Origin of the sequence: Pseudogracilibacillus sp. SO10305 (assembly GCF_037072005.1) — a bacterium.
Classification (GTDB): Bacteria; Bacillota; Bacilli; order Bacillales; family Amphibacillaceae; genus Pseudogracilibacillus; species Pseudogracilibacillus intestinigallinarum.
Map to the genome: position 1 here is coordinate 76,481 of NZ_JAXHDE010000002.1, position 21,192 is coordinate 97,672.

General features: G+C 37.9%; 20 protein-coding genes and 1 riboswitch. Of the genes, 1 reads left to right on the forward strand and 19 read right to left on the reverse strand.

The window, feature by feature from the left end; all coding sequences use genetic code 11:
* Positions 1-235: 235 nt before the first annotated feature.
* The 11 genes from SPD45_RS02995 to SPD45_RS03045 form a co-directional block, all read right to left on the reverse strand.
* Positions 236-811 (reverse strand): hypothetical protein, encoded by a 576-nt coding sequence (locus tag SPD45_RS02995; protein WP_336266151.1) that lies wholly within the window; start codon positions 809-811, stop codon positions 236-238.
* A gap of 205 nt (positions 812-1,016) precedes the next feature.
* Complete coding sequence (locus SPD45_RS03000) at positions 1,017-1,907, reverse strand: DUF6612 family protein (RefSeq protein WP_336266152.1); 891 nt, start codon at positions 1,905-1,907, stop codon at positions 1,017-1,019.
* 109 nt (positions 1,908-2,016) lie between these two features.
* Complete coding sequence (ssuE, locus tag SPD45_RS03005; protein ID WP_336266154.1) at positions 2,017-2,559, reverse strand: NADPH-dependent FMN reductase; 543 nt, start codon at positions 2,557-2,559, stop codon at positions 2,017-2,019.
* A gap of 30 nt (positions 2,560-2,589) precedes the next feature.
* Positions 2,590-3,921, reverse strand: coding sequence for an LLM class flavin-dependent oxidoreductase (locus SPD45_RS03010; RefSeq protein ID WP_336266156.1), 1,332 nt, complete (start codon positions 3,919-3,921; stop codon positions 2,590-2,592).
* 117 nt (positions 3,922-4,038) lie between these two features.
* Positions 4,039-4,830, reverse strand: a complete 792-nt coding sequence (locus SPD45_RS03015) for a transporter substrate-binding domain-containing protein (protein ID WP_336266157.1) — start codon at positions 4,828-4,830, stop codon at positions 4,039-4,041.
* Between the two features lie 73 nt (positions 4,831-4,903).
* A complete protein-coding gene (locus SPD45_RS03020; protein ID WP_336266158.1) occupies positions 4,904-5,575 on the reverse strand; it encodes an amino acid ABC transporter permease in 672 nt (223 codons plus the stop codon).
* Between the two features lie 67 nt (positions 5,576-5,642).
* Positions 5,643-6,638, reverse strand: a complete 996-nt coding sequence (locus tag SPD45_RS03025; protein ID WP_336266159.1) for an MsnO8 family LLM class oxidoreductase — start codon at positions 6,636-6,638, stop codon at positions 5,643-5,645.
* 225 nt (positions 6,639-6,863) lie between these two features.
* Positions 6,864-7,748 (reverse strand): LysR family transcriptional regulator, encoded by an 885-nt coding sequence (locus SPD45_RS03030; protein ID WP_336266160.1) that lies wholly within the window; start codon positions 7,746-7,748, stop codon positions 6,864-6,866.
* A gap of 90 nt (positions 7,749-7,838) precedes the next feature.
* Complete coding sequence (locus SPD45_RS03035) at positions 7,839-8,615, reverse strand: energy-coupling factor transporter transmembrane component T family protein (RefSeq protein WP_336266162.1); 777 nt, start codon at positions 8,613-8,615, stop codon at positions 7,839-7,841.
* Positions 8,612-10,264, reverse strand: a complete 1,653-nt coding sequence (locus SPD45_RS03040) for an ABC transporter ATP-binding protein (protein WP_336266385.1) — start codon at positions 10,262-10,264, stop codon at positions 8,612-8,614. Before SPD45_RS03040 ends, SPD45_RS03035 begins: the two co-directional genes overlap by 4 nt.
* A complete protein-coding gene (locus SPD45_RS03045) occupies positions 10,254-10,859 on the reverse strand; it encodes an ECF transporter S component (protein ID WP_336266163.1) in 606 nt (201 codons plus the stop codon). The genes SPD45_RS03040 and SPD45_RS03045 overlap by 11 nt, the downstream gene beginning before the upstream one ends.
* A gap of 142 nt (positions 10,860-11,001) precedes the next feature.
* Positions 11,002-11,105: riboswitch (TPP riboswitch) on the reverse strand.
* A gap of 313 nt (positions 11,106-11,418) precedes the next feature.
* Here SPD45_RS03045 and SPD45_RS03050 point away from each other — a divergent pair.
* Positions 11,419-13,173 carry a CocE/NonD family hydrolase gene (locus SPD45_RS03050; protein WP_336266164.1) on the forward strand — a complete coding sequence of 585 codons (1,755 nt, stop codon included), beginning with the start codon at positions 11,419-11,421 and terminating at the stop codon, positions 13,171-13,173.
* 72 nt (positions 13,174-13,245) lie between these two features.
* On the opposite strand, the gene SPD45_RS03055 is transcribed toward SPD45_RS03050, so the two are convergent.
* From SPD45_RS03055 to SPD45_RS03090, 8 genes are all read right to left on the reverse strand, one after another.
* Positions 13,246-13,710, reverse strand: a complete 465-nt coding sequence (locus SPD45_RS03055) for a DUF2306 domain-containing protein (protein WP_336266166.1) — start codon at positions 13,708-13,710, stop codon at positions 13,246-13,248.
* A gap of 184 nt (positions 13,711-13,894) precedes the next feature.
* Positions 13,895-14,248 (reverse strand): DUF2200 domain-containing protein, encoded by a 354-nt coding sequence (locus SPD45_RS03060; RefSeq protein ID WP_336266167.1) that lies wholly within the window; start codon positions 14,246-14,248, stop codon positions 13,895-13,897.
* A 347-nt stretch (positions 14,249-14,595) separates the two neighbouring features.
* Complete coding sequence (sufB, locus tag SPD45_RS03065; protein WP_336266168.1) at positions 14,596-15,993, reverse strand: Fe-S cluster assembly protein SufB; 1,398 nt, start codon at positions 15,991-15,993, stop codon at positions 14,596-14,598.
* A gap of 22 nt (positions 15,994-16,015) precedes the next feature.
* Complete coding sequence (sufU, locus tag SPD45_RS03070; protein WP_336266170.1) at positions 16,016-16,447, reverse strand: Fe-S cluster assembly sulfur transfer protein SufU; 432 nt, start codon at positions 16,445-16,447, stop codon at positions 16,016-16,018.
* The gene (locus SPD45_RS03075; RefSeq protein ID WP_336266172.1) at positions 16,434-17,657 is read right to left on the reverse strand and encodes a cysteine desulfurase; all 1,224 of its coding nucleotides are present in this window, start codon (positions 17,655-17,657) and stop codon (positions 16,434-16,436) included. The genes sufU and SPD45_RS03075 overlap by 14 nt, the downstream gene beginning before the upstream one ends.
* The gene (gene sufD / locus SPD45_RS03080) at positions 17,657-18,964 is read right to left on the reverse strand and encodes a Fe-S cluster assembly protein SufD (protein WP_336266174.1); all 1,308 of its coding nucleotides are present in this window, start codon (positions 18,962-18,964) and stop codon (positions 17,657-17,659) included. Before sufD ends, SPD45_RS03075 begins: the two co-directional genes overlap by 1 nt.
* Before the next feature lie 20 nt (positions 18,965-18,984).
* A complete protein-coding gene (gene sufC, locus SPD45_RS03085; protein WP_336266176.1) occupies positions 18,985-19,773 on the reverse strand; it encodes a Fe-S cluster assembly ATPase SufC in 789 nt (262 codons plus the stop codon).
* Positions 19,774-19,985: 212 nt separating this feature from the next.
* Entirely contained in the window at positions 19,986-21,122 is a 1,137-nt protein-coding gene (locus SPD45_RS03090; RefSeq protein WP_336266178.1) for a hypothetical protein, read from the reverse strand.
* Positions 21,123-21,192 lie beyond the last annotated feature (70 nt).

The following is a 21,192-nucleotide window of genomic DNA, read 5'->3' on the forward strand; positions in this document are numbered from 1 at the left end:
TTCTTGCAACTTCGACCTGGATTCTTGCAACTTCGGGCCATATTCTTGCAACTTCTACTCATATTCTTGCAACTTCGGGCCATATTCTTGCAACTTCGACCCATATTCTTGCAACTTCGAACCATATTCTTGCAACTTCGGGCCGGATTCTTGCAACTTAGAACCCCAGAAGAGCCAGGGGTGTTCTAATGCATAATAATAAAAAAGCCCTCTCGTATAAATATACGAGAGGACTTTATTTTGTTAAGCCATAATAATTTATCGTGTATGTATGATCTTTTAATCTCGATATAGTTTGTTCTAGACCTTCCTTTGAAAACCATTCTTGTTTTGTCGTTAATAATTGTAATCCTTGCCCATCATGTTCAACAATGATAACAAATTCATTTTCCGGGATCATCGCAGACGCAATATGCATCGTGTCACTCATCGTTATTTCAACAGATGGGCTAGTGATGATCATTAACTCACTATGGGAGGACATGCAAAAATATTCCCCTATTATTGCTTCGATATGTGACTTTTCTGTCAGTTTAATTTTAAACATCGCTTGTGTGTCGACCGTTTTTTCTTTGATATCGATATTTTTACGTTTTAAATCATTTGCTAAATCCATATCGTCGTATGCATTCAAATATATAAACATTGGAAATTGTCCGTTTTCTTCTAACCATTTCAATATAAATTGCTTCGTTTCCAGCATCGTATTTTTCGCATCACTAACGAGAAGTGAAAATATGCGCATATTGGATGTATGTAATTGAACATGAGAAAACTTCTCTTCTAATTCTAATATTGTAAGTGTACGCATTATTCCACCCTTCCTTTAGACAGCCCCATTTTTTAGTTCTTTTTCATTATACCACATAGGAACAATTATTAGTTATTTATCTTATATTTTATTTCGTTTTTCCTATTTTACAATATTATACAATGAAAATATAGGTAAATAGAAATAAACATACGAAACAGACATCGTACATTCCATTTCGTATGTTGTCAATTTTGACCGTGAATTACATCGGTTCTGCATTTTGTTTTATGTCAGCCGGTACTGTAACTGCTTCAATCGTATTTTGATTGGAAAATGTTTGAACTTGTTTTTGTTGTACCGTCATTTTATCTTTTTCAATATTGAAATCTTCATCATATGTAAATGTTTTATCGATAGCGATTTCCATTATGTACTTTGTTTCCTTAGCAATCGCTATTTGTACCGTCATTTCTTCTACTTTATATGTATTGTTTAATGCTTCAAATGCTGGTTGTTCCGCATTTTTATCCATTTTTGTCGCTTGCTGTGGTTGTAATTCAAATGTGATGACATATGTATCCTCTGTTTCATCCAATGATTCCTTTTCAGCAGCATTACGATATGTCTCTGTTATTCGATCAAAAACAATCAATTCTTGTTCTTGAAATTCCTCATCGGTCAAACTATTTTCTGTTTCACTCCATGTATCGCCGTCCAATTTCATATACGTTTTTCCGTCGACGATATAAAATCCTCCTTTATATTCGAAAGATTGCTGTTCTTCTTCCGTAAATCCTTTCGGCTGACTTTGTTCGATCATTACTTCCAGTTGAAATGGTTCAAACACGACATCTGATGCTTCTTTCGTATAAAGATGGCTTTCTTCTTCTTGGAATGTTTCGATTGTATTCGTTTCTTCAATCATTGTAAAGCTATCTAATCCTTTATTGACATCTGATGTTTCTTCCATCAATTGATCAATCTTAGTGGATGAATTTTTCGATGATGTTTCTTTTTTCGTATCTTTTTGTTCGTTCGTCACTTCGGAATTTGTATTCGTATCTGTGTTTTGTTCATTCGATTTATTGCTACAAGCGAATAAAACAAAGGCAACAGCTAATAGGACAAGATTGATTTTTAAGCCTTTCTTCATCATGACCCTCCATTTCTATATATTCTATCTTACCATGTTCATGAGTTAATATTGAAATTTTTTAAATAAAAAAATAAAACGCCTAGAAAATGGTTCTAGACGTTTTATTTTATACTATTTCATAATATATTTCCTTTAATTTTTGTTCGAATAATTGTATTTGTTTTTCTGTTCTTTCTAGCATGCCACTATCTTGAATTGGATTCGATTTCGTTGCATCGATTTGTCCATCTTGAAAATATAATCCTTGCACTGGTTCCCCTTTTACTGCGTGAATCAATGGTTTAAAGGCAAAATCAATTGCTAATAGATGAGCAGCACTTCCACCAGACATGATCGGCAAAACGGGTTTTCCACGTAATCCATCTTGTGGGAGCAAGTCAATCAATGTTTTTAATGCCCCACTGTATGCTGCTTTATATACGGGAGTGCCGATGATAACTCCTTTTGCGTTGGCAATTTTTTCATTTGTTTGTTGAATGACGTCACTATTAAAATTAGCATACAATAAATCTTCTGCTGGAATATCTGTTACAGAAATATGTGTCGTCGTATATCCTTTTTCTTGTAACAAGGAGGCAAGATAAAATAAAATACGTTCCGAACGAGAATGTGCTCTCGGGCTACCTGATATAAAAACGATGTCGCTCACGTTCATACTCCTTTCTATTTGCGGAAATTTTTACCGCGAAACATTTGCTTGTTTCGTAAATTGATTCTTTGGAATGTGTAAGCCTAAATTTTCACGTAATGTCGATTTTTTCGGTTCGTTATTATAATAACCTTTTTCTTCTAATATTGGTAAGACATGCTGTAAAAATGCGTCATATTGCTCGCCAAATACCGGCATGCTTAACACGAAGCCATCTGCTGCTTTTTCGTCGATCCATTTAATCATTTCATGTGCCACTTTTTCATATGAACCGATAAACGCATGTTTCGGTGTCGCGATACGTAAGGCAACTTCTCTTAATGTTAAGTTTTCTTCTTTCGCTAATTTTTTAATATCGTCTGTCGTAGATTGGAAACTATTTTTCCCGACATCGCCAATATCTGGAAAAGGTTCATCGAGTGGAAATTGGGTGAAATCGAAATGATCAAAAAATCGTCCGAGATATGCTAATGCATCATCGATTGTAACGAAATGTTTGATTTGTTCATATGCCGCTTCTGCTTCCTCTTCTGTTGCACCGACGATCGGCGCTAATGCTGGTAAAATAACGATATCCTCTGTTTTTCGACCGTGTTGGATCGCCGCAGTTTTTACTGCTTTATAATATGCTTGTGCACTTTCCACTGTCGTTTTATTCGTAAAAATGGCTTCCCCATGTTTTGCAGCAAATTCAATGCCTGTTTTAGAAGAACCTGCTTGGAATATAACTGGCTGGCCTTGTTGGGATCTTTGAATATTTAATGGTCCTTCCACTTGAAAATACGTTCCTTCATAATGGACGCGGTGCATTTTTTCTTCCTCAAAAAACTTTCCTGTTTCACGATTTCGAACGAATGCATCATCTTCCCACGAATCCCATAACCCTTTTACTACTTCTACATATTCATCGGCCATTTCATATCTAAGAGAATGTGCTGGATGGTTCCCTTTTTGGAAATTTTTCGCCGTGTTTTCTAAGGGGGTTGTGACGACATTCCATCCAGCACGACCAGCCGATAATATATCTAAGGAAGCAAACTGCCGTGCAATATTAAATGGTTCACTATATGTCGTTGATACCGTACCAACGAGCCCGATCGTTTCAGTCGTTGCGGCAAGTGTCGATAACAATGTTAATGGTTCAAATCGGTTCAGAAAATGTGGAATCGATTTTTCATGAATATGCAAACCGTCTGCGATAAAAATGAAGTCAAGTCCAGCTTTTTCTGCCTTTTGTGATACGTTTATATAATGGTTTATATTAATACTTGCATCCTTTGGCACGTCTTCTGCTTTCCATGCGTTCATATGACCACCAGCACCTTGAATCAGGACACCGAGTTTCACATCTTTTTTTGTCATTGCACATCTTCCTTTCAATTTTTAAGAAAAGTGGGGTTGGGTGCGTAACAGTACAATATGGTTCAATCATGAACTATCTCACTGTCTCGGCCCCCTACTTCATATCATAACTAATCATTATTTTTCATCTTCTAGTAAATCGACGTCAAAATATTCTAAGGAAATTTCTGAGAACTTCCCATTTTCCTTTAATCGTACGGTCGCTTCATTTAATTCCTCGATTAAGGCATCATTTTCTTCGTTTTTTTGAAATGGCAATGCAACTGGTTGATCTCCAAATGGCTCCCCAACGATACGTAATGGGAGTTCACGTTCACTAATTTGTGCCAATAATTGTTCACGACCGTAGATGAGCCCATCAATTTTTCCAGAAGCGATATCTGTATACACAACATCATTTGATTCATACGTAATTAATTCATAGTTAAGGTCCGGAAACTCTGCCGCAAGCACATTTTCAAAATTCGTCCCCATCATGCTCGCTATATCTTTTCCTTTTATATCTTCTACTTCATTTAATGTATCGTTCTTTTCTGCCGTTGCAATAACTGCTTTTGAACTATAATATGGTTCCGTGAAATTGTATGTTTCCCCACGTTCTGGTGTAGCTGCAAAGTTGATCGCTGTATCTACTTTTCCAGATTGTAAATTGGCGAGCACGCCATTCCAATCTGATGTTACCCATTCCACTTCATATCCGGCTTCCTTCGCAATTTCCTTTATAATGTCGACACTAAATCCTTTTAAATCATCATCTTCTTTATATGAAACAGGAAAACCGTCAGGCACTGCCCCAACTTTGATTACTTTTTCATCTGTTGCACTTGCCGCTTCCTTCGTATCTTCTTGACCACATGCCACTAAAAAAAGGACTCCAATTACTAGCAATAATAAACTAATACGTTTCATGTAAACATCCTCCTTCAACCTCTTTGTTTGTACCCTATTTTTTTCTTCCACGTTGACGTTCTAGAAAAACTCTTTACACTTGATACGGTTTGCTTAATCGATGTTCATACCAACTTTGCAACTGACTATACAATAAGGTAAGCACCCAATAAATGAGGCCGACCGCTAAATATGCTTCAAAGAACTTCAAGTTTGCAGATGCGAGCATTTTTCCTTGAGCGAGTAATTCTGTCACGCCGATCGTAAAGGCGAGGGACGAATTTTTAATGAGACCGATAAACATATTTCCCGTTGCTGGAAGTGCATTTCGAATTGCTTGTGGCAACACGATGCTACGCAATGATTGGAAATATGTCATCCCGACAGAAATCGCTGCTTCTTCCTGCCCTTTATCAACAGAAGTTAGTCCCGCTCGAAAAATTTCCGCCAAATACGCGGAAGTATTTAATCCGAATGCGACGATAGCCGAAACGATTGCCCCTAGGTCATTGAATATTGGAAAAATTTGCGGCAAACCAAAATAAATCATTAATAATTGCACTAAAATCGGTGTGCCTCTAAAAAATGATATATAAATTTTTGCCAGTTGCATGAAAATAGGAGTTCTATTTACTAAAATAACCGCGATAATCGCTCCAATGACTGTTGCAATCGCCATCGCTGCAAACGTCATATACAATGTAATTGGTAAATAAGTGAGTAACTCTGGAATGATTTCAAACACGTAACGGATATCGATATTCAATGACGACACACCTCCAATTTTTTTGCTTATCATTTAAGCAAGTAGTCATTTTCTATTACATAATTTTTTACACGTATTGTTTATTTAAGACGCTTAACAATTCAAACGATTGTAATCTTTTCGCTTCATCAAGTACGGGAGTGTGTACGATAAATTCATCGACATCAAAAGTTCTCGCAAGCCGACCGAATTCCTCTTTCACATGCTTTTGTGTTCCTGCTATTTTTTGCACTTTTTGTTCGTGCACTTCGAATGGTTCATTCGTTTGGCGCCATAAAGCTTCCACTTGGTCTAAGGAAACGACAGAAAGGGCACGCCCACTTTCGAATGTCACTTTATAAATATTGTATTTATCCGCTTCTTCTTCTGCTGCTTGTTGATCTGTGCCGACGAACGCAGCAACCGCGATAATAAACTTTCCATGTGGATGTAGTGCCCGATATGCTTTCATCGTTTCTTCGAGCAATGTTTCATCCCCATTTAAAAAACTGGCAAAAACAAAATTCGCACCGAGCCGTGCAGCGAATCGAGCGCTGTTTACACTTGCACCTAATAAAAATGTCGGCAATGTGCGTGCTATTTTCGGATGTACTACTGCCTCCGATAAAGCATGATCTTCTGGTATATTGCCACTTAAAAATTGCTGTAGCAATGTGAATCGTTCTTCAAAAGAAGTGTCGTTACCCGTTCCGCCATATCGTAATGCAGCGGTTGAAGCATTCAACCCTCCTGGTGCTTTGCCGATGCCTAATTCCACTCGTTCAGGAGCCAATGCTTCCATCACATGAAAGTTTTCTGCAACTTTATATGGGCTATAATGTTGCAACATGACCCCACCAGCACCGATTTTTATTTTATTTGTCTGTGCCAACAAATGACTCATTAATATTTCTGGTGATGCACCTGCAACATCTTCTGACTGATGATGTTCCGCCACCCAAAACCGGTGATAGCCCCAACTTTCTGCTTTTTGTGCTAACTCAACCGTACTTTTTAAAGCATCTTGAGCTGTTCTATTAGGAAAAATCGGACTTTGATCTAAAATCCCAATTTTATATGTCATATGCTCTTCCTCCGTTCATCATTTTTACATAGCCATTCCATTAACAATGCCCAATGAAACAATGACAACACGGTATTTTTTGACGAAATATATAAAGCTTTTTATGACTGGTCATCGTCATCCACCTTTTATTATTAGTTTTAACATTCAATTACTCGGGATTAAATGTTACAAATAGTATATCATAGCAATTTTTATTCGTGTAATAGATTTTAATCTGCTTTCTTATAGAGAAACTCTATCAATCTCCTTCGTCCATGTTGCTAAACTATCAAAGTATGGCGGTTTTTCGCCGATATAATGAATCATTTGCGCTTTTAACGATTCCTTTGCGACGACTGGAACATCAAGGGAGGTTACTTTACCGTCAGCTACTTCCTTTCGTACACATATTTCTGGTAAAAATCCGATGCCAGCATTTTCTAGTATTAATCCTTTCGCGGTTTCTAAACTATCTACCTCATACGTAATCGTCGGTACATGAGCAGCATTGAAAAATAAATTTTTCACTTTCGTCCAATCTAATGACCCACATTCATAAAATACGATCGTTTCCTCTTGTAACTGTTCCATGCTTATATTTGGCACATTTTCAAAATGATGTGGGTGGGAGACGAATAAACGAATCGGTGTTTGTAAGATCGCCGTTTTTTCTAAAGATGGATGGGCACTCGCCCGCACAAAGCCAACATCTACTTCCCTGTGCAATACTTTACTTTCAATTTCTTCCGTCGTTCCCGTATGCATCGTAATTTGGACATTCGGATAGGCTAATTTAAATTTTGGTAAGACGTAAGGCATGACATAGTTGGCGATGAGTCCAGTTACTCCAATGACAATATGGTCTGTAGCCGCGGTTTCCTTCATTCGTTTCTGGCCACTTTTGTATGCCTGTACGATCGATTCAGCATAAGGAATAAACGCTTTTCCTTCTTTCGTCATGACGAGGGACCGTCCGACTCGTTCAAATAATGCGACATTCAACTCTTTTTCCAATGTACGAATGCGCGAAGATACAGATGGTTGCGTCAAAAACAATGCCTCTGCCGCTTTATTTACACTTCCAAAATGATGCACATATAAAAAAGCTTCTAAGTTTTGAATATTCAACGTAGAACCTCCTAATCATTAATTATTATTAAGTATATCAATTTACTACGAATAATCTATGAAAAAGAATCTAGCATGATACTAGATTCTTTAAAATTGCTTATTAAATATTTTCAAGTATCCAAGCTTATAAGAAATAAATGCACCTACTACTAGCATACCAATCATCATCGCGAAAAATATCCAATCGCGTGCCGTTACATAAGTTCGATGATAGTACGTTCTGTTCCGGTCGCCAGTGAAACCTTTTGACTCCATCGCAATGGCGACACGTTCTGCTTTTCTTATCCCATTTGCCAAAAGTGGAATCGAATAGCGCTGAAATTGATGTATTTTTCCTTTTATCCCTTTCAATCTCCCAACCCCACGAATTTGGTGTGCTTTTTGCAATAATTGAAATTCATGTTGAAATACTGGTAAAAAACGATATCCTGCAATAATACCGTATGCAAACTTCGGTGGCAGTTTACATTGATGAATAAAGCTCATCATGAGCTGTGTCGTATCTGTCGTAAAAATAAACATCATGGACATCATTAAAAAACAGAGCGAACGAAACATAATACTTAACCCTGTTTGAAGGCCGCCAGTCGTTAAGGTCATCCAACCAAATGTGAAAATAACATCCCCACCAGCAAAACCATCATTTGCATACAATGCAGCCGTCCAACCGAAGCCAAATGAAAGCAATAAAAATATAGCGAAAATTTTCACTCCTTTTTTCAAAGGGATTTTCCCATAGCCAAATGTCATAAGCAGTAAAAATAGGAGATAAAAAAGTGGTGTAAACCAATCATAAAAAAGACTGAGACATAATCCTGGCACTAAAATCGCCAGCAACTTCACAACGGGATTAACTTTTTTCATCCTATCTCTCCTATTCTCTTACATTGCGCTTTTTCTACTTCGAATGGACGACGTAAATGGGCAGCGTGTAATAGCCCTTCCTCTTCCCATAATGTGTCAGGGGTGCCATGAAAGGCGATTTCCCCTTCATGGAGCACGTATACCGTGTCACTCATTGCAGCAAGATCCATATCATGCGTGACGATAACGATCGTAATCCCTTTCTCTCTTAACTCAAACATCGTATGTATTAGCCGTGCTGTTGTTTCCGCATCTTGCCCGAATGTCGGTTCATCAAATAATAAAATATCTGGCGTGTCATCAAGTACGGTTGCAACACTTAGCCTTCGCTTTTGCCCTCCACTTAACGAAAATGGATTCCGATGTTTTTCCTCTTCTAGTTGAAAATGTTCGAGTAAATAGGTGGCGGTCGCCTCCATTTTTTCTAGTTGTTCGTCATTTAGCCGCATGGAAAAGACGAGTTCATCATAAACCGTATCTGTTATAAACTGATGTTCCGGATTTTGAAACACGAAACCTAATTTATGCCGCAGTTTCATTTCTTTCCATTTTTGTAAAGGACGATGTTGAAAATAGACTTCCCCTTTTGTCGGGGTCATAATGCCAGCCATCAACTCAAGTAAAGTCGATTTTCCGGCCCCATTTTTTCCAAGGATAGAAATGAAAGCCCCTTTCGGAATAGCCATATAAATCTGTTGTAAAATGGTCCGCGCTTTTCGTTTATATGTTATATCTTCAAGGCGCATGACGGTTTCATTGTCTTTAGGATGCTCTTGTTTTTGTGCGGTCGGAAGCTTGCGAGCATGCAGATCGATTCCAAAAGAATGTCTAGAGAACTTCTTCGGTATAAAAATGCCCGCTTCTTCCACTTGTTCCTTATAAGTCGTAAACATTTCTTCTGGGGATGCATCTTGTAGCAAGCGACCATTTTTTCCTAATAATAAGACACGGTCTGTCATATCCAACCATGCATCTGCTTGATGGTCGATAATGAACACACTCATTTGCCGTTCTTCTTGAATTTGTTGAATAAGTTTTATGAATGATTCTGTTGCATGTGGATCCAAATTAACGGTTGCTTCATCTAAAATAAGCAATGTCGGCTCCAATAAAAGAACTGCAGCTAAAGCAATTTTTTGTTTTTCTCCCCCAGATAATTCGTGTAGTTTCCGATATTTAAATTTTTCCATGCCGACTAGTAAAAGTATCTCATCGATTTTTTCGTCCATTTCATGTTCACGGATCGCCATATTTTCTAATGTAAATGCTAACTCATCGGCAACATGGATCATGCAAAACTGCGCTTCAGGATCTTGAAAAACGACACCGATATGTTTGCTCCAAGCACCAGCTTGTGCGTCTTGCAAATGTGCTCCACGAAACATTATCGTGCCAGCTGTTTCTCCTTCCACCGCTTCTGGGTATAGCCCATTTAAACAGAGGGATAACGTGCTTTTACCAGAACCACTCGGACCCATGAGCAATGTCACTTCGTTTTCATGCAAGATAACATCTAGTCCTCGTAAAATAGGCTCATCCAATGATTCATAAGCAAACGAAAAATTTTCTATCGTTATAAATGGCAATTTTTTTGCATGTTGATTGTTTTCGTTTGAATATTTCTCGTTTTCCACACGCTTATGCTGCATCTTTTTCACGTTTTTTTCTAACCTCCTTGCCTAATGCATAACCATCTAATACACCTGTAAATGCTAACTTATCTGCTATCCATTTTCCGAGTACTCCACTTAGAAATGCCCCACTTATTAACCGAATGGAAAGCATGCCGATAAGCACGGTTGGAGCAAGAGCCATATTTCCAGAAGCGAATAATTGATAAATAAAACTATATATAGCTGCTATCATTCCTGACAAAATTAGTACGCGAAGGTGATAGTTTTTATATTTCGTTAATAGAAATGCCGTCTCAATCCCTGCTCCTTGGACAAGCCCAATTAACAAAATCTTCGCCCCACCAGGACCCCCTGCTAAAATTTCAACCCCCGCTGAAATAATTCCTGTAAAAAGAGCTGCCCCAGGTTTTCGAATAATATACATGGCAACGACAGATCCGATAAACCATAATCCAAATACAAATTCAAAACTAAATGGCGCAAGTCCGATCGGGGTTAATATATTTCGTAAAGTAGATGCAAACAAAACGAAAAACATATATAGTACCCCAGCAACAACCGAAATAATCGACAACATTACAATTTCTTTCAACTTCCAATTTTTCGTCATACGTCCATACACTCCTTGATTATTATTATTTTTGTCGTTCCTTTTTTGATCGCTCCTTTCTTTTTCACAAATAAAAAAACTGCATTCCCGATTAGGAAATGCAGTCGAATATATAAATATACAAAAATAACACATATACTGTATATGCCCGGCCACACTTCCCCACGCTAGTATTATCTAGATCGGGTGCCAAGGGTCAAGGATTACCTTTCTCAGCCATTCAACATAGCTCCCCTAGTGCTTTTTAAATATATGAAATTTTATAACTATGATTGTACGGGATTCCAGAGGAACTGTCAAGCTCCCTTCTTAATTTCACTGATCGTAAATACGAGAAAACGGACACAAATAAATGTAAATGAAATGAAACAGCTCTAATTACCTGTATGACGAGGATTTATACGACTTCCTTCGTTTATACGGTGTTCCCAAACTTTTTTGTATTATGTTATAATATTTGAATGGAACGATACGATTGTCATCACTATGATATCGTTCCATTTATTGCTCAATAAATAGCTATTGAATACAAGTATGTGAGGTTAGGAGAATATATAACATGGCAACAAAAAATATTATCGTAGAAAGAAATGTTCCGGCGACGATGCGGGATGGAACGACCTTATATGCAGATATATATCGTCCGGAAAAAGAAGGGACATATCCGATTTTACTTACGCGCATCCCATACGGAAAACATGATCCATTTTATTCGCATCGCTATTTAGATACACATCGTTTCGTTGATCACGGATATATCGTCATCATTCAAGATGTTCGTGGACGTTTTGCATCTGAAGGTACATTTTCGATGTTTACGAACGAAGCGAAAGATGGATATGATACGATTGAATGGGCAGCTCACTTACCATACTCAAATGGAAACGTCGGGATGTTTGGCCTTTCTTATTATGGATACACACAATTATTAGCTGCAACAGAAAAAGCGCCACATTTGAAGGCAATTTTTCCTGCCCAAACATTAAACGATAGTAGATCAGGTGCGACATATCAAAACGGTGCCTTTCTAGTCGGCTTGTTTCAATCGCTCATTTTAGGTACATTCGTGCCAGACTTATTAAAACGAACATATAAGGATGACCTAGCAACATATTATCGTATGATGCAAAAATGGGCACAAGAAGTCGACCAAATTGAGAAATGGTATGAAACAAAACCTATCAAAGATTGGTCTATTTTAAAAGAGTTCGGTTTAGAAGGTGATTTTCTCGACATGATCACACATGAATTAGACGATGATGCATTTTGGGAAACATATAGCTTATTAGAGAAATACCCGAACATACAAGTTCCTGCGTATCATCTTGCTGGTTGGTATGATTGCTTTTTATATAGTACGATTGAAAACTTTAAAAATATGCGTGCTAAAACTGATTATATGCAAAAATTAGTGATTGGACCGTGGGCACATGGTAATTTTGGACATGTGATTGGGGACCGTTCATTTGGCATGAGTGCGTCCGAACATTTCATCGATTTAAAAGAAGATTTAACTGCATTACATATCCGTTGGTTTGATCATTGGTTAAAGAAGGAAGATAAAGGTTTCGCTGAAGAAGCTGCAGTTAAAATTTTTACTATGGGTGTGAATCAATGGCAAGAAGCTGATGAATGGCCATTACCGAATACCAACTATACACCGTTTTATTTGCATAGTAATGGAAAAGCAAATACACGTTTTGGTGACGGTCATTTGACAACGGAAAAACCAGAGAATGACGAGAAACATGTCGATCAATTTGTATACGATCCAACGAATCCTGTTCCAACAACTGGCGGTGGCACACTATATGAAGGAGTGGCAGTCGAGGGACCATACGATCAACGCACGGTAGAAGAACGTGAAGATGTGTTAGTGTATACCTCAGATGTCCTTGACGCACCATTAGAAGTAACTGGACCTGTTTCCGTAAAGCTGTGGGCAAAAACAGATGCAAAAGATACAGACTTCACAGCAAAATTAGTCGATGTTGCCCCAGATGGAACAGCTTATAATTTAACCGATGGCATCATTCGCGCTCGATATCGTCATGGTAATGAAAAAGCAGGTGATGTGGACGGTGCAATCATTCCATATGAAATTAACTTGTGGGCGACGAGTAATGTTTTCAAACGTGGTCATCGCATTCGCGTCGAAATTTCATCAAGTAATTTCCCACGTTTTGATGTAAATCCGAATACGGGTGAAACTGTGATCCATTCAGATGATATGCAAACAGCGACACAAACAATCTATCATAATGAAACATATCCATCTCATATTATGTTACCAGTTATCCCGAACGTAAAATAATATAAATGAACATTATAGTAGTATCGATATGCACCCCTTTTGTTTAACGAAAGGGGTGCTTTTTCCTATTGTTTACGTCATCGTCTGTTTCATTTTATTTGCTACGATAATAATGATCGGTGTGCCAATAATTGTCGGCGTTATCCAAAAGAAGACGGGCGATAAATTAGAAAAAAGTGGTTGCTCCGAAATATTTACTACAAGGACTGCAGTGACAATACCGATATAGGAACCGATCATGCCTGCAATATGTCGAACAATCCAATTTTTTCTTCGTCTTTTTCCTGCCATATAACCGAATAAAGCAAAACAATATGAAAAAATCGCAATATAAAATAAATAAGATGATGCCTCCCAATGGATGATGGACGTGACAATAGCTGAAATAAACACTACTACATAGGAAGTATGGTAGATCTCCCCTAAATACGTATGCCAACCACGGTGTTTTTTTGCAAATACTGCCATAAGGCCAACGAGCAAACAAATACTCCCAGATACAATATGTAATACGATAAACAAACTAAATACAGTCATTGTTTTCTCCTTTATATTTTTTAAATGAATGGGTTAACTCCAGAAATCGTTTCGTCATTTAAAGGAAACGATTGTACCTTAATTTTCTTTTAGAAACTTTAAACCTTTACAAGCTTATCCTACAAGCTAGTTTTTTTGTGACTTCGATGATTTGATTAAGAATTAAGTCATCATCTGTTTTATATTAATTTTTCCGTAAAATTTTCTCCAGTGTTTTTCCTTTGGCCAATTCATCAATTAATTTATCTAAATAACGAATTTCCTGCATCAACGGTTCCTCAATCTCTTCCACGCGAACCCCACAAATGACTCCCTTAATAAGTGTTCTCGCCTCATTCATTTCTGGTGCATGTGCAAAAAACGTTTCAAAATCTGTTTGTTTATCAAGTTCTGTTTCGAGTTGTTCCTGACTATAACCTGTCAACCATCGAATGATTTCATCTACTTCTTCCTTTGTCCGCCCTTTTTTCTCCGCCTTCGTTATATAATGCGGATACACGCTCGCAAAACTCATCGTATAAATTTTATGTTTTTTCATTTAAACTCCTCCATTCATTCATCGCTAAAATATTCAATGATAATCGTTCAACTTTGTTGCAATTTTTTCTATATAGATCATTTGTAATTATTTTTAGTATAGCATTATTTTATTGTATCGCTATATAAATGTGGGAGCAAATTCTCACTGACGAACGCACGCAGTGGATCGTACAAAAAATCCCGTCACCATATGTAAGATGACAGGATTTTTTTGCATGGAAAAGCATACATTCAGCTAGATTTTAGTAATCTCGTATTAGATTACTTGGCACATACTTGGCACGAAACATTTTTCAGCAAAAAAACCCTCATCACAAACTTTACTGTGACAAGGGTTTTCGTGTTTTAACCGATCGAACCTTCCATCTCGAACTTAATTAGGCGGTTCATTTCTACTGCATATTCCATTGGTAATTCTCTTGTGAATGGCTCGATGAAGCCCATGACGATCATATCTGTTGCTTCTTGTTCTTCCAGTCCTCTACTCATTAAGTAGAATAACTGTTCTTCTGAAACTTTTGATACTTTCGCTTCGTGTTCAAGAGAAATATTGTCATTTAAGATTTCGTTGTACGGAATCGTATCTGACGTTGAAATATTATCTAAGATTAACGTATCACACTCAATATTCGCGCGTGCTCCTTCTGCTTTACGTCCGAAGTGAACGATACCGCGGTACGATACTTTTCCACCATCTTTTGAAATAGATTTCGAAACGATGGAAGAGGAAGTATTCGGTGCTAAGTGGTACATTTTTGCACCAGCGTCTTGGTGCTGACCTTTTCCAGCTAAAGCGATGGAAATTGTCACACCACGTGCACCTTCTCCACGTAATAAAACAGATGGGTATTTCATCGTTAATTTCGACCCCATATTACCGTCAATCCACTCCATTGAACCGTTCGCTTCCACCGTTGCACGTTTTGTAACTAAGTTGTACACGTTGTTCGCCCAGTTTTGGATTGTTGTATAACGGCATGTAGCATCTTTCTTAACGAAAATTTCTACAACCGCACTGTGTAATGAGTTTGTCGTATATGTCGGAGCTGTACATCCTTCCACATAGTGTACAGATGCACCTTCGTCCACGATAATAAGTGTTCTTTCAAATTGACCCATATTTTCAGAGTTAATACGGAAGTATGCTTGTAAAGGTACTTTCGCTTCTACCCCTTTTGGTACGTAGATGAAAGATCCACCAGACCAAACTGCTGTGTTTAATGCAGCAAATTTATTGTCTGAAGCTGGTACAACTTTTCCGAAATACTCTTTAAAATATTGTTCATGCTCTTGTAAAGCTGTATCCGTATCTGAGAAGATTACTCCTAATTTCTCTAAATCTTCTTCTAAGCTTTGGTATACTACTTCAGATTCGTACTGAGCAGAAACCCCAGCTAAATATTTTTGCTCTGCCTCAGGAATTCCTAATGCGTCAAACGTACGTTTAATTTCATCAGGTACTTCATCCCAAGTTCTTCCTTGTTGTTCCGTTGGTTTCACGTAGTAAACAATTTCATCAAAATCTAACTCAGATAAGTCTCCACCCCATTGAGGCATCGGTTTTGAGTAGAAAATGTCTAATGCTTTTAGACGTTCTTCTAACATCCATTCAGGTTCGTTTTTCATTCGTGAAATTTCTTCCACGACAGCTTTCGTTAACCCTCTTTCCGTACGGAACACCGAAACGTCTTTATCTTGGAAACCGTATTTATATTCACCAATATCAGGTACATTTTTAGCCACGTAAAAAACCTCCTTAAAGTTTTTACTTTTTGTGTACTCGTTCCATCGCTTTCCATGCTAATGTTGCACATTTAATACGCGCTGGAAAATTCGAGACACCTTGTAATGCTTCAATATCTTCTAATCCAAAATCATCAAAATCTATTTCTTTCCCAAGCATCATTTGTGAAAATAGCTCCGACATTGCGAGCGCTTCTTCGACAGTTTTTCCTTTAATCGCTTGAGTCATCATCGATGCAGAAGCAAGACTGATCGAGCAACCTTCTCCTGTAAACTTAACGTCCTCTACGATATCGCCATCAAGTTTAAACTGAAGAAAAATTCTATCTCCACAAGTTGGGTTATTCATTTCTACCGTTAAAGATTCGTCTTCAAAAGTGCCACGATTACGCGGATGTTTGTAATGATCCATAATCACTTGGCGATAGAGTGTGTCTAAATCAAAATGAGACATTTCCGAAATACTCCTTTGTTTTCAAAAGACCTTCCACTAAACGGTCGACTTCTTCTTCTGTATTGTATAAGTACATGCTTGCTCTCGCTGTAGCAGATACTTGTAATTCTTTCATTAATACTTGTGCACAGTGGTGACCAGCACGAATCGCAATTCCTTCTGTATCAAGCACTGTTGAAACGTCATGTGGATGGACTTCATCTAGATTAAATGTAACGAGTGATGCTCGTTTTCTCGGTCCATAAATTGTTAATCCGTCAATATTACTTAATGCATCGTACGCGTAATTTGCAATATGTTCTTCATATGCAGCGATTTCGTCTAATCCAATTTCTTCAAGAAAATCAATTGCTGCACCAAGACCGACTGCTCCAGCAATGATTGGTGTTCCACCTTCAAATTTCCAAGGTAGCTCTTTCCATGTTGAATCGTATTTTTCAACGAAGTCAATCATTTCTCCACCGAATTCTACTGGTTCCATAGCATTTAGTAAATCCTCTTTCCCATATAATACCCCTATTCCAGTCGGAGCACACATTTTATGGCCACTAAATGTATAAAAATCACAATCTAAATCTTGGACGTCAATTTTCATATGTGGAGCACTTTGTGCACCATCTACGACAATGACTGCTCCATTTTCATGCGCGATCTTCGCAATTTCTTTTACTGGATTAATCGTTCCAAGAACATTTGATACGTGAGCGATTGCAACGATTTTCGTTTGATTTGTTACCGTGTTTCGGACATCTTCTAATGTAATTGTTCCATCTTCTTGCAATGGAATATACTTTAACGTTGCACCTTTTATTTTTGCTACTTGCTGCCACGGAATGATGTTACTATGGTGTTCCATCGGCGTAATGACGATTTCGTCCCCTTCATTTACATTCGCTAAGCCATAGCTTTGTGCTACTATATTTAGTCCTGTCGTCGTTCCACGGTTAAAAATAATTTCTGACGTGCTTTTTGCATTAATAAAGCGACGTGTTTTCTCACGTGCTCCTTCATAAAGGTCTGTCGCACGTGAACCTAATGTATGAACGCCACGGTGAACGTTCGAGTTCGTAGTTCGATAATAATGATCAACTGCTTCAATAACAGATATTGGCTTTTGTGATGTTGCCGATGAATCAAGGTATACTAGTGGATGTCCATTAACTTCTTGATCTAAAACTGGAAACTGCTCACGAATCGCTCGAATATCCATTATTTAATCTTCCCTTCAATTAACTGTGTTAACTGATTTTTAATCGTTTCGATTGGTAATTCTGCTACTACTGGTGCCATGAATCCGTGAATGATTAAACGCTCCGCGTCTGCACGAGAGATTCCGCGGCTCTGTAAGTAGTATAATTGCATTTCATCAATACGACCAACAGATGCAGCGTGACCTGCAGTTACATCATCTTCATCGATTAAAAGAATTGGGTTTGCATCTCCTCGAGCATCTGCACTTAACATTAATACACGTGATTCCTGTTCAGCGTTCGCGCGAGTAGCTCCGTTATAAATTTTTCCGATAGCGTTAAAGATTGCAGTCGTTGCCCCGTTTAACACTCCACGTTGTGAGATTTGACCATCTGTATCTAAGCCAAAGTGTACTGTTTTCGCTGTGAAGTTCTGGATGTTCTTACCAGTACCAACTGTTACAGTACGTAAGTTTGAAACAGATCCATCTCCTTCTAAATGAGTAGCGTTTTCTGACACTGTATTTCCTTCGTTCATCTGTCCTAAAGCCCAATCAATTGTTGCTTGAGCTCCAGTTACTCCACGACGGTTTACATACGTTGTTGTTCCGTTTGCAAAGTGGTCTACAGCTCCGAATGATACGTATGCATTTGCACCCGCATATACTTCTGCAATAACATTCGCTACCGTGTCTTCCTCTTCGTTGGAAGAAATGTAGTTTTCCACATATGTCACTTCAGCATCATCTTCAGCTACAACAATGACATGATTAAATAATGCTGTTTCATTATCTTCTTGCCAAAAAATTGCTTGAAGTGGTGTGTCGATTTTTACGCCTTTTGGAACGTAAATGAATGCTCCACCGTTCATTAATGCAGCATGTAAAGCAGTTAATTTATGCTCATCAACTGTTACTGCATTTGTCATATAATATTTTTTCACTAATGCTTCATGTTCTTGAAGCGCTGTGAAAAGATCTGTAAAAATAACGCCTTTATTTTTTAAGTCGTCATTTAATGAATTGAACGCAACTGTTTCATTTCGTAAAATTAAAATATTTTCAGGTCTGTTCTCTTGGTCAATAAATGCTTCTAATGTTTCAGGTAGTTCTGATAAAGAAGCAATTTTTTCTCCTTGAGCACGATGCTTGAATTGTAAGAAATTCCATCTATTAATATTCGTTTTGTCTGGCTTAGGCATTTCGATTGAGCTCGCTAAGTCTAACCCTTCTAAACGAAGTTCAGTCATCCAATTTGGTTCGTTAAATTCTTTTGAAAAGTTTTCAACATAGTCTTTATCGAATGGTATTTGAGTTACTGTAGTCATTGAACTATCCCTCCTAACGATTAAGCGTTTTGTCCAACAGTTTCGTCTTCAATCCCTAATTCTTCTTTAATCCACTCATATCCGTCTTTCTCTAAGCGCTCAGCTAATTCTACGCCACCTGATTTCACGATACGTCCTTGCATAATAACGTGTACGTAATCTGGTTCGATGTAGTTTAATAAGCGTTGGTAGTGTGTAATAATTAAGCATCCGATATTTGATTCTTCACGAATTTTGTTTACTGCATCTGATACGATACGTAATGCGTCAATATCTAATCCAGAGTCAATCTCGTCTAATACTGCGATTGCTGGATTTAATAATTTCATTTGTAAAATTTCGTTACGTTTTTTCTCTCCACCTGAGAATCCTTCGTTTAAGTAACGTTGTGCCATGTTTTTGTCGATTTCTAATTCGTCTAGAGCACCGTCCATTTCTTTAATGAATTTCATTAGAGAAATTTCGTCTCCTTCTTCACGACGAGCGTTAATGGAAGAACGTAAGAAATCTGATGTCGTAACACCACTAATTTCGCTCGGGTACTGCATCGCTAAAAATAGACCAGCACGTGCACGCTCATCTACTTCCATTTCTAACACTTCTTCTCCGTTTAATAAAATGCTACCGCTTGTTACTTCATATGATGGGTGCCCCATAATTGCAGAAGCTAATGTTGACTTCCCTGTTCCGTTCGGCCCCATAATAGCGTGGAACTCACCGCTTTTTATCGTAAGAGTAATCCCTTTTAATATCTCTTTACCTTCAACTGAAACATGAAGATCTTTAATTTCTAAAGTATTTGTTGACATATAGATACCTCCACTACATGAATTTAATTTTTAGGTCATTTCAACCTATGTTTGATTCTCATTACAATATTAAACGATAGCGTGGCATTTTTCAAATGTTACGGTTTTAAAAACTATGTATTCTCTAAGTTTTTTCTCATTGAGTGATTGGATGAATCGTTGACTCACTCTATTTCCATTCTCATTTAAGTCCGTTTTATCAATAATAGTTATTATTTAATATTTATTTTTTCGTTTGTTGTATTTATTTTTCGTTTGTGGGTGGGGGGTGGAATGCGTAGGTGCTCGGTTTTGGTTTTACTTACCGAAGTAGGCTGTATATTCACAAGGGTCGTGGGAATGTTGCTGTTTAGTCGCGGAAATGATTCATATATTCGCAAGTGCGGCGGCTTTTTTCCTTTTACTTGCGGAATTAAACCATATATTCGCAAGTGCAACGGGATTTTTGCTTTAACTTGCGAAATTAAGCCATATATTCGCAAGTGCAACGGGATTTCACCTTTTACTTGCGAAATTAAGCCGTATATCCGCAAGTGGAGCGGGATTTCACCTTTTACTTGCGGAATTAAACCATATATCCGCAAGTGGAATAGGATTTCAGCTATAACTTGCGGAATTAAGCCGTATATTCGCAAGTGCAACGGGATTTCAGCTATAACTTGCGGAATTAAACCATATATTCGCAAGTGCAACGGGATTTCGCCTTTTACTTGCGAAATTAAGCCATATATCCGCAAGTGGAATGGGATTTCACCTTTTACTTGCGGAATTAAACCATATATCCGCAAGTGGAATGGGATTTCAGCTATAACTTGCGGAATTAAACCATATATTCGCAAGTGCAACGGGATTTTTGCTTTAACTTGCGGAATTAAGCCGTATATTCGCAAGTGCAACGGGATTTCACCTTTTACTTGCGGAATTAAGCCGTATATTCGCAAGTGCAACGGGATTTCACCTTTTACTTGCGGAATTAAGCCATATATTCGCAAGTGCAACGGGATTTCGCCTTTTACTTGCGAAATTAAGCCATATATTCGCAAGTGCAACGGGATTTCACCTTTTACTTGCGGAATTAAACCATATATCCGCAAGTGGAATGGGATTTCAGCTATAACTTGCGGAATTAAACCATATATTCGCAAGTGGAATGGGATTTCAGCTATAACTTGCGGAATTAAGCCATATATTCGCAAGTGCAACGGGATTTCACCTTTTACTTGCGGAATTAAACCATATATCCGCAAGTGGAATGGGATTTCACCTATAACTTGCGGAATTAAGCCATATATTCGCAAGTGGAACGGGATTTCACCTATAACTTGCGGAATTAATGCATATATCCGCAAGTTTAACGCTTTTTCCCCTTTAACTTGTGGAATTAAGCAGTATATCCGCTAGCCCCCAACGGCATTCCTA

What these genes read in the sequence shown, in the direction of transcription:
- SPD45_RS02995 (WP_336266151.1), bottom strand. Translation starts at nt 811, where the DNA reads ATGCGTACACTTACAATATTAGAATTAGAAGAGAAGTTTTCTCATGTT.
- SPD45_RS03000 (WP_336266152.1), bottom strand. Translation starts at nt 1,907, where the DNA reads ATGAAGAAAGGCTTAAAAATCAATCTTGTCCTATTAGCTGTTGCCTTT.
- SPD45_RS03010 (WP_336266156.1), bottom strand. Translation starts at nt 3,921, where the DNA reads ATGACAAAAAAAGATGTGAAACTCGGTGTCCTGATTCAAGGTGCTGGT.
- SPD45_RS03015 (WP_336266157.1), bottom strand. Translation starts at nt 4,830, where the DNA reads ATGAAACGTATTAGTTTATTATTGCTAGTAATTGGAGTCCTTTTTTTA.
- SPD45_RS03025 (WP_336266159.1), bottom strand. Translation starts at nt 6,638, where the DNA reads ATGACATATAAAATTGGGATTTTAGATCAAAGTCCGATTTTTCCTAAT.
- SPD45_RS03035 (WP_336266162.1), bottom strand. Translation starts at nt 8,615, where the DNA reads ATGAAAAAAGTTAATCCCGTTGTGAAGTTGCTGGCGATTTTAGTGCCA.
- SPD45_RS03040 (WP_336266385.1), bottom strand. Translation starts at nt 10,264, where the DNA reads ATGCAGCATAAGCGTGTGGAAAACGAGAAATATTCAAACGAAAACAAT.
- SPD45_RS03045 (WP_336266163.1), bottom strand. Translation starts at nt 10,859, where the DNA reads ATGACGAAAAATTGGAAGTTGAAAGAAATTGTAATGTTGTCGATTATT.
- SPD45_RS03050 (WP_336266164.1), top strand. Translation starts at nt 11,419, where the DNA reads ATGGCAACAAAAAATATTATCGTAGAAAGAAATGTTCCGGCGACGATG.
- SPD45_RS03055 (WP_336266166.1), bottom strand. Translation starts at nt 13,710, where the DNA reads ATGACTGTATTTAGTTTGTTTATCGTATTACATATTGTATCTGGGAGT.
- SPD45_RS03060 (WP_336266167.1), bottom strand. Translation starts at nt 14,248, where the DNA reads ATGAAAAAACATAAAATTTATACGATGAGTTTTGCGAGCGTGTATCCG.
- sufU (WP_336266170.1), bottom strand. Translation starts at nt 16,447, where the DNA reads ATGTCTCATTTTGATTTAGACACACTCTATCGCCAAGTGATTATGGAT.
- SPD45_RS03075 (WP_336266172.1), bottom strand. Translation starts at nt 17,657, where the DNA reads ATGGATATTCGAGCGATTCGTGAGCAGTTTCCAGTTTTAGATCAAGAA.
- sufD (WP_336266174.1), bottom strand. Translation starts at nt 18,964, where the DNA reads ATGACTACAGTAACTCAAATACCATTCGATAAAGACTATGTTGAAAAC.
- sufC (WP_336266176.1), bottom strand. Translation starts at nt 19,773, where the DNA reads ATGTCAACAAATACTTTAGAAATTAAAGATCTTCATGTTTCAGTTGAA.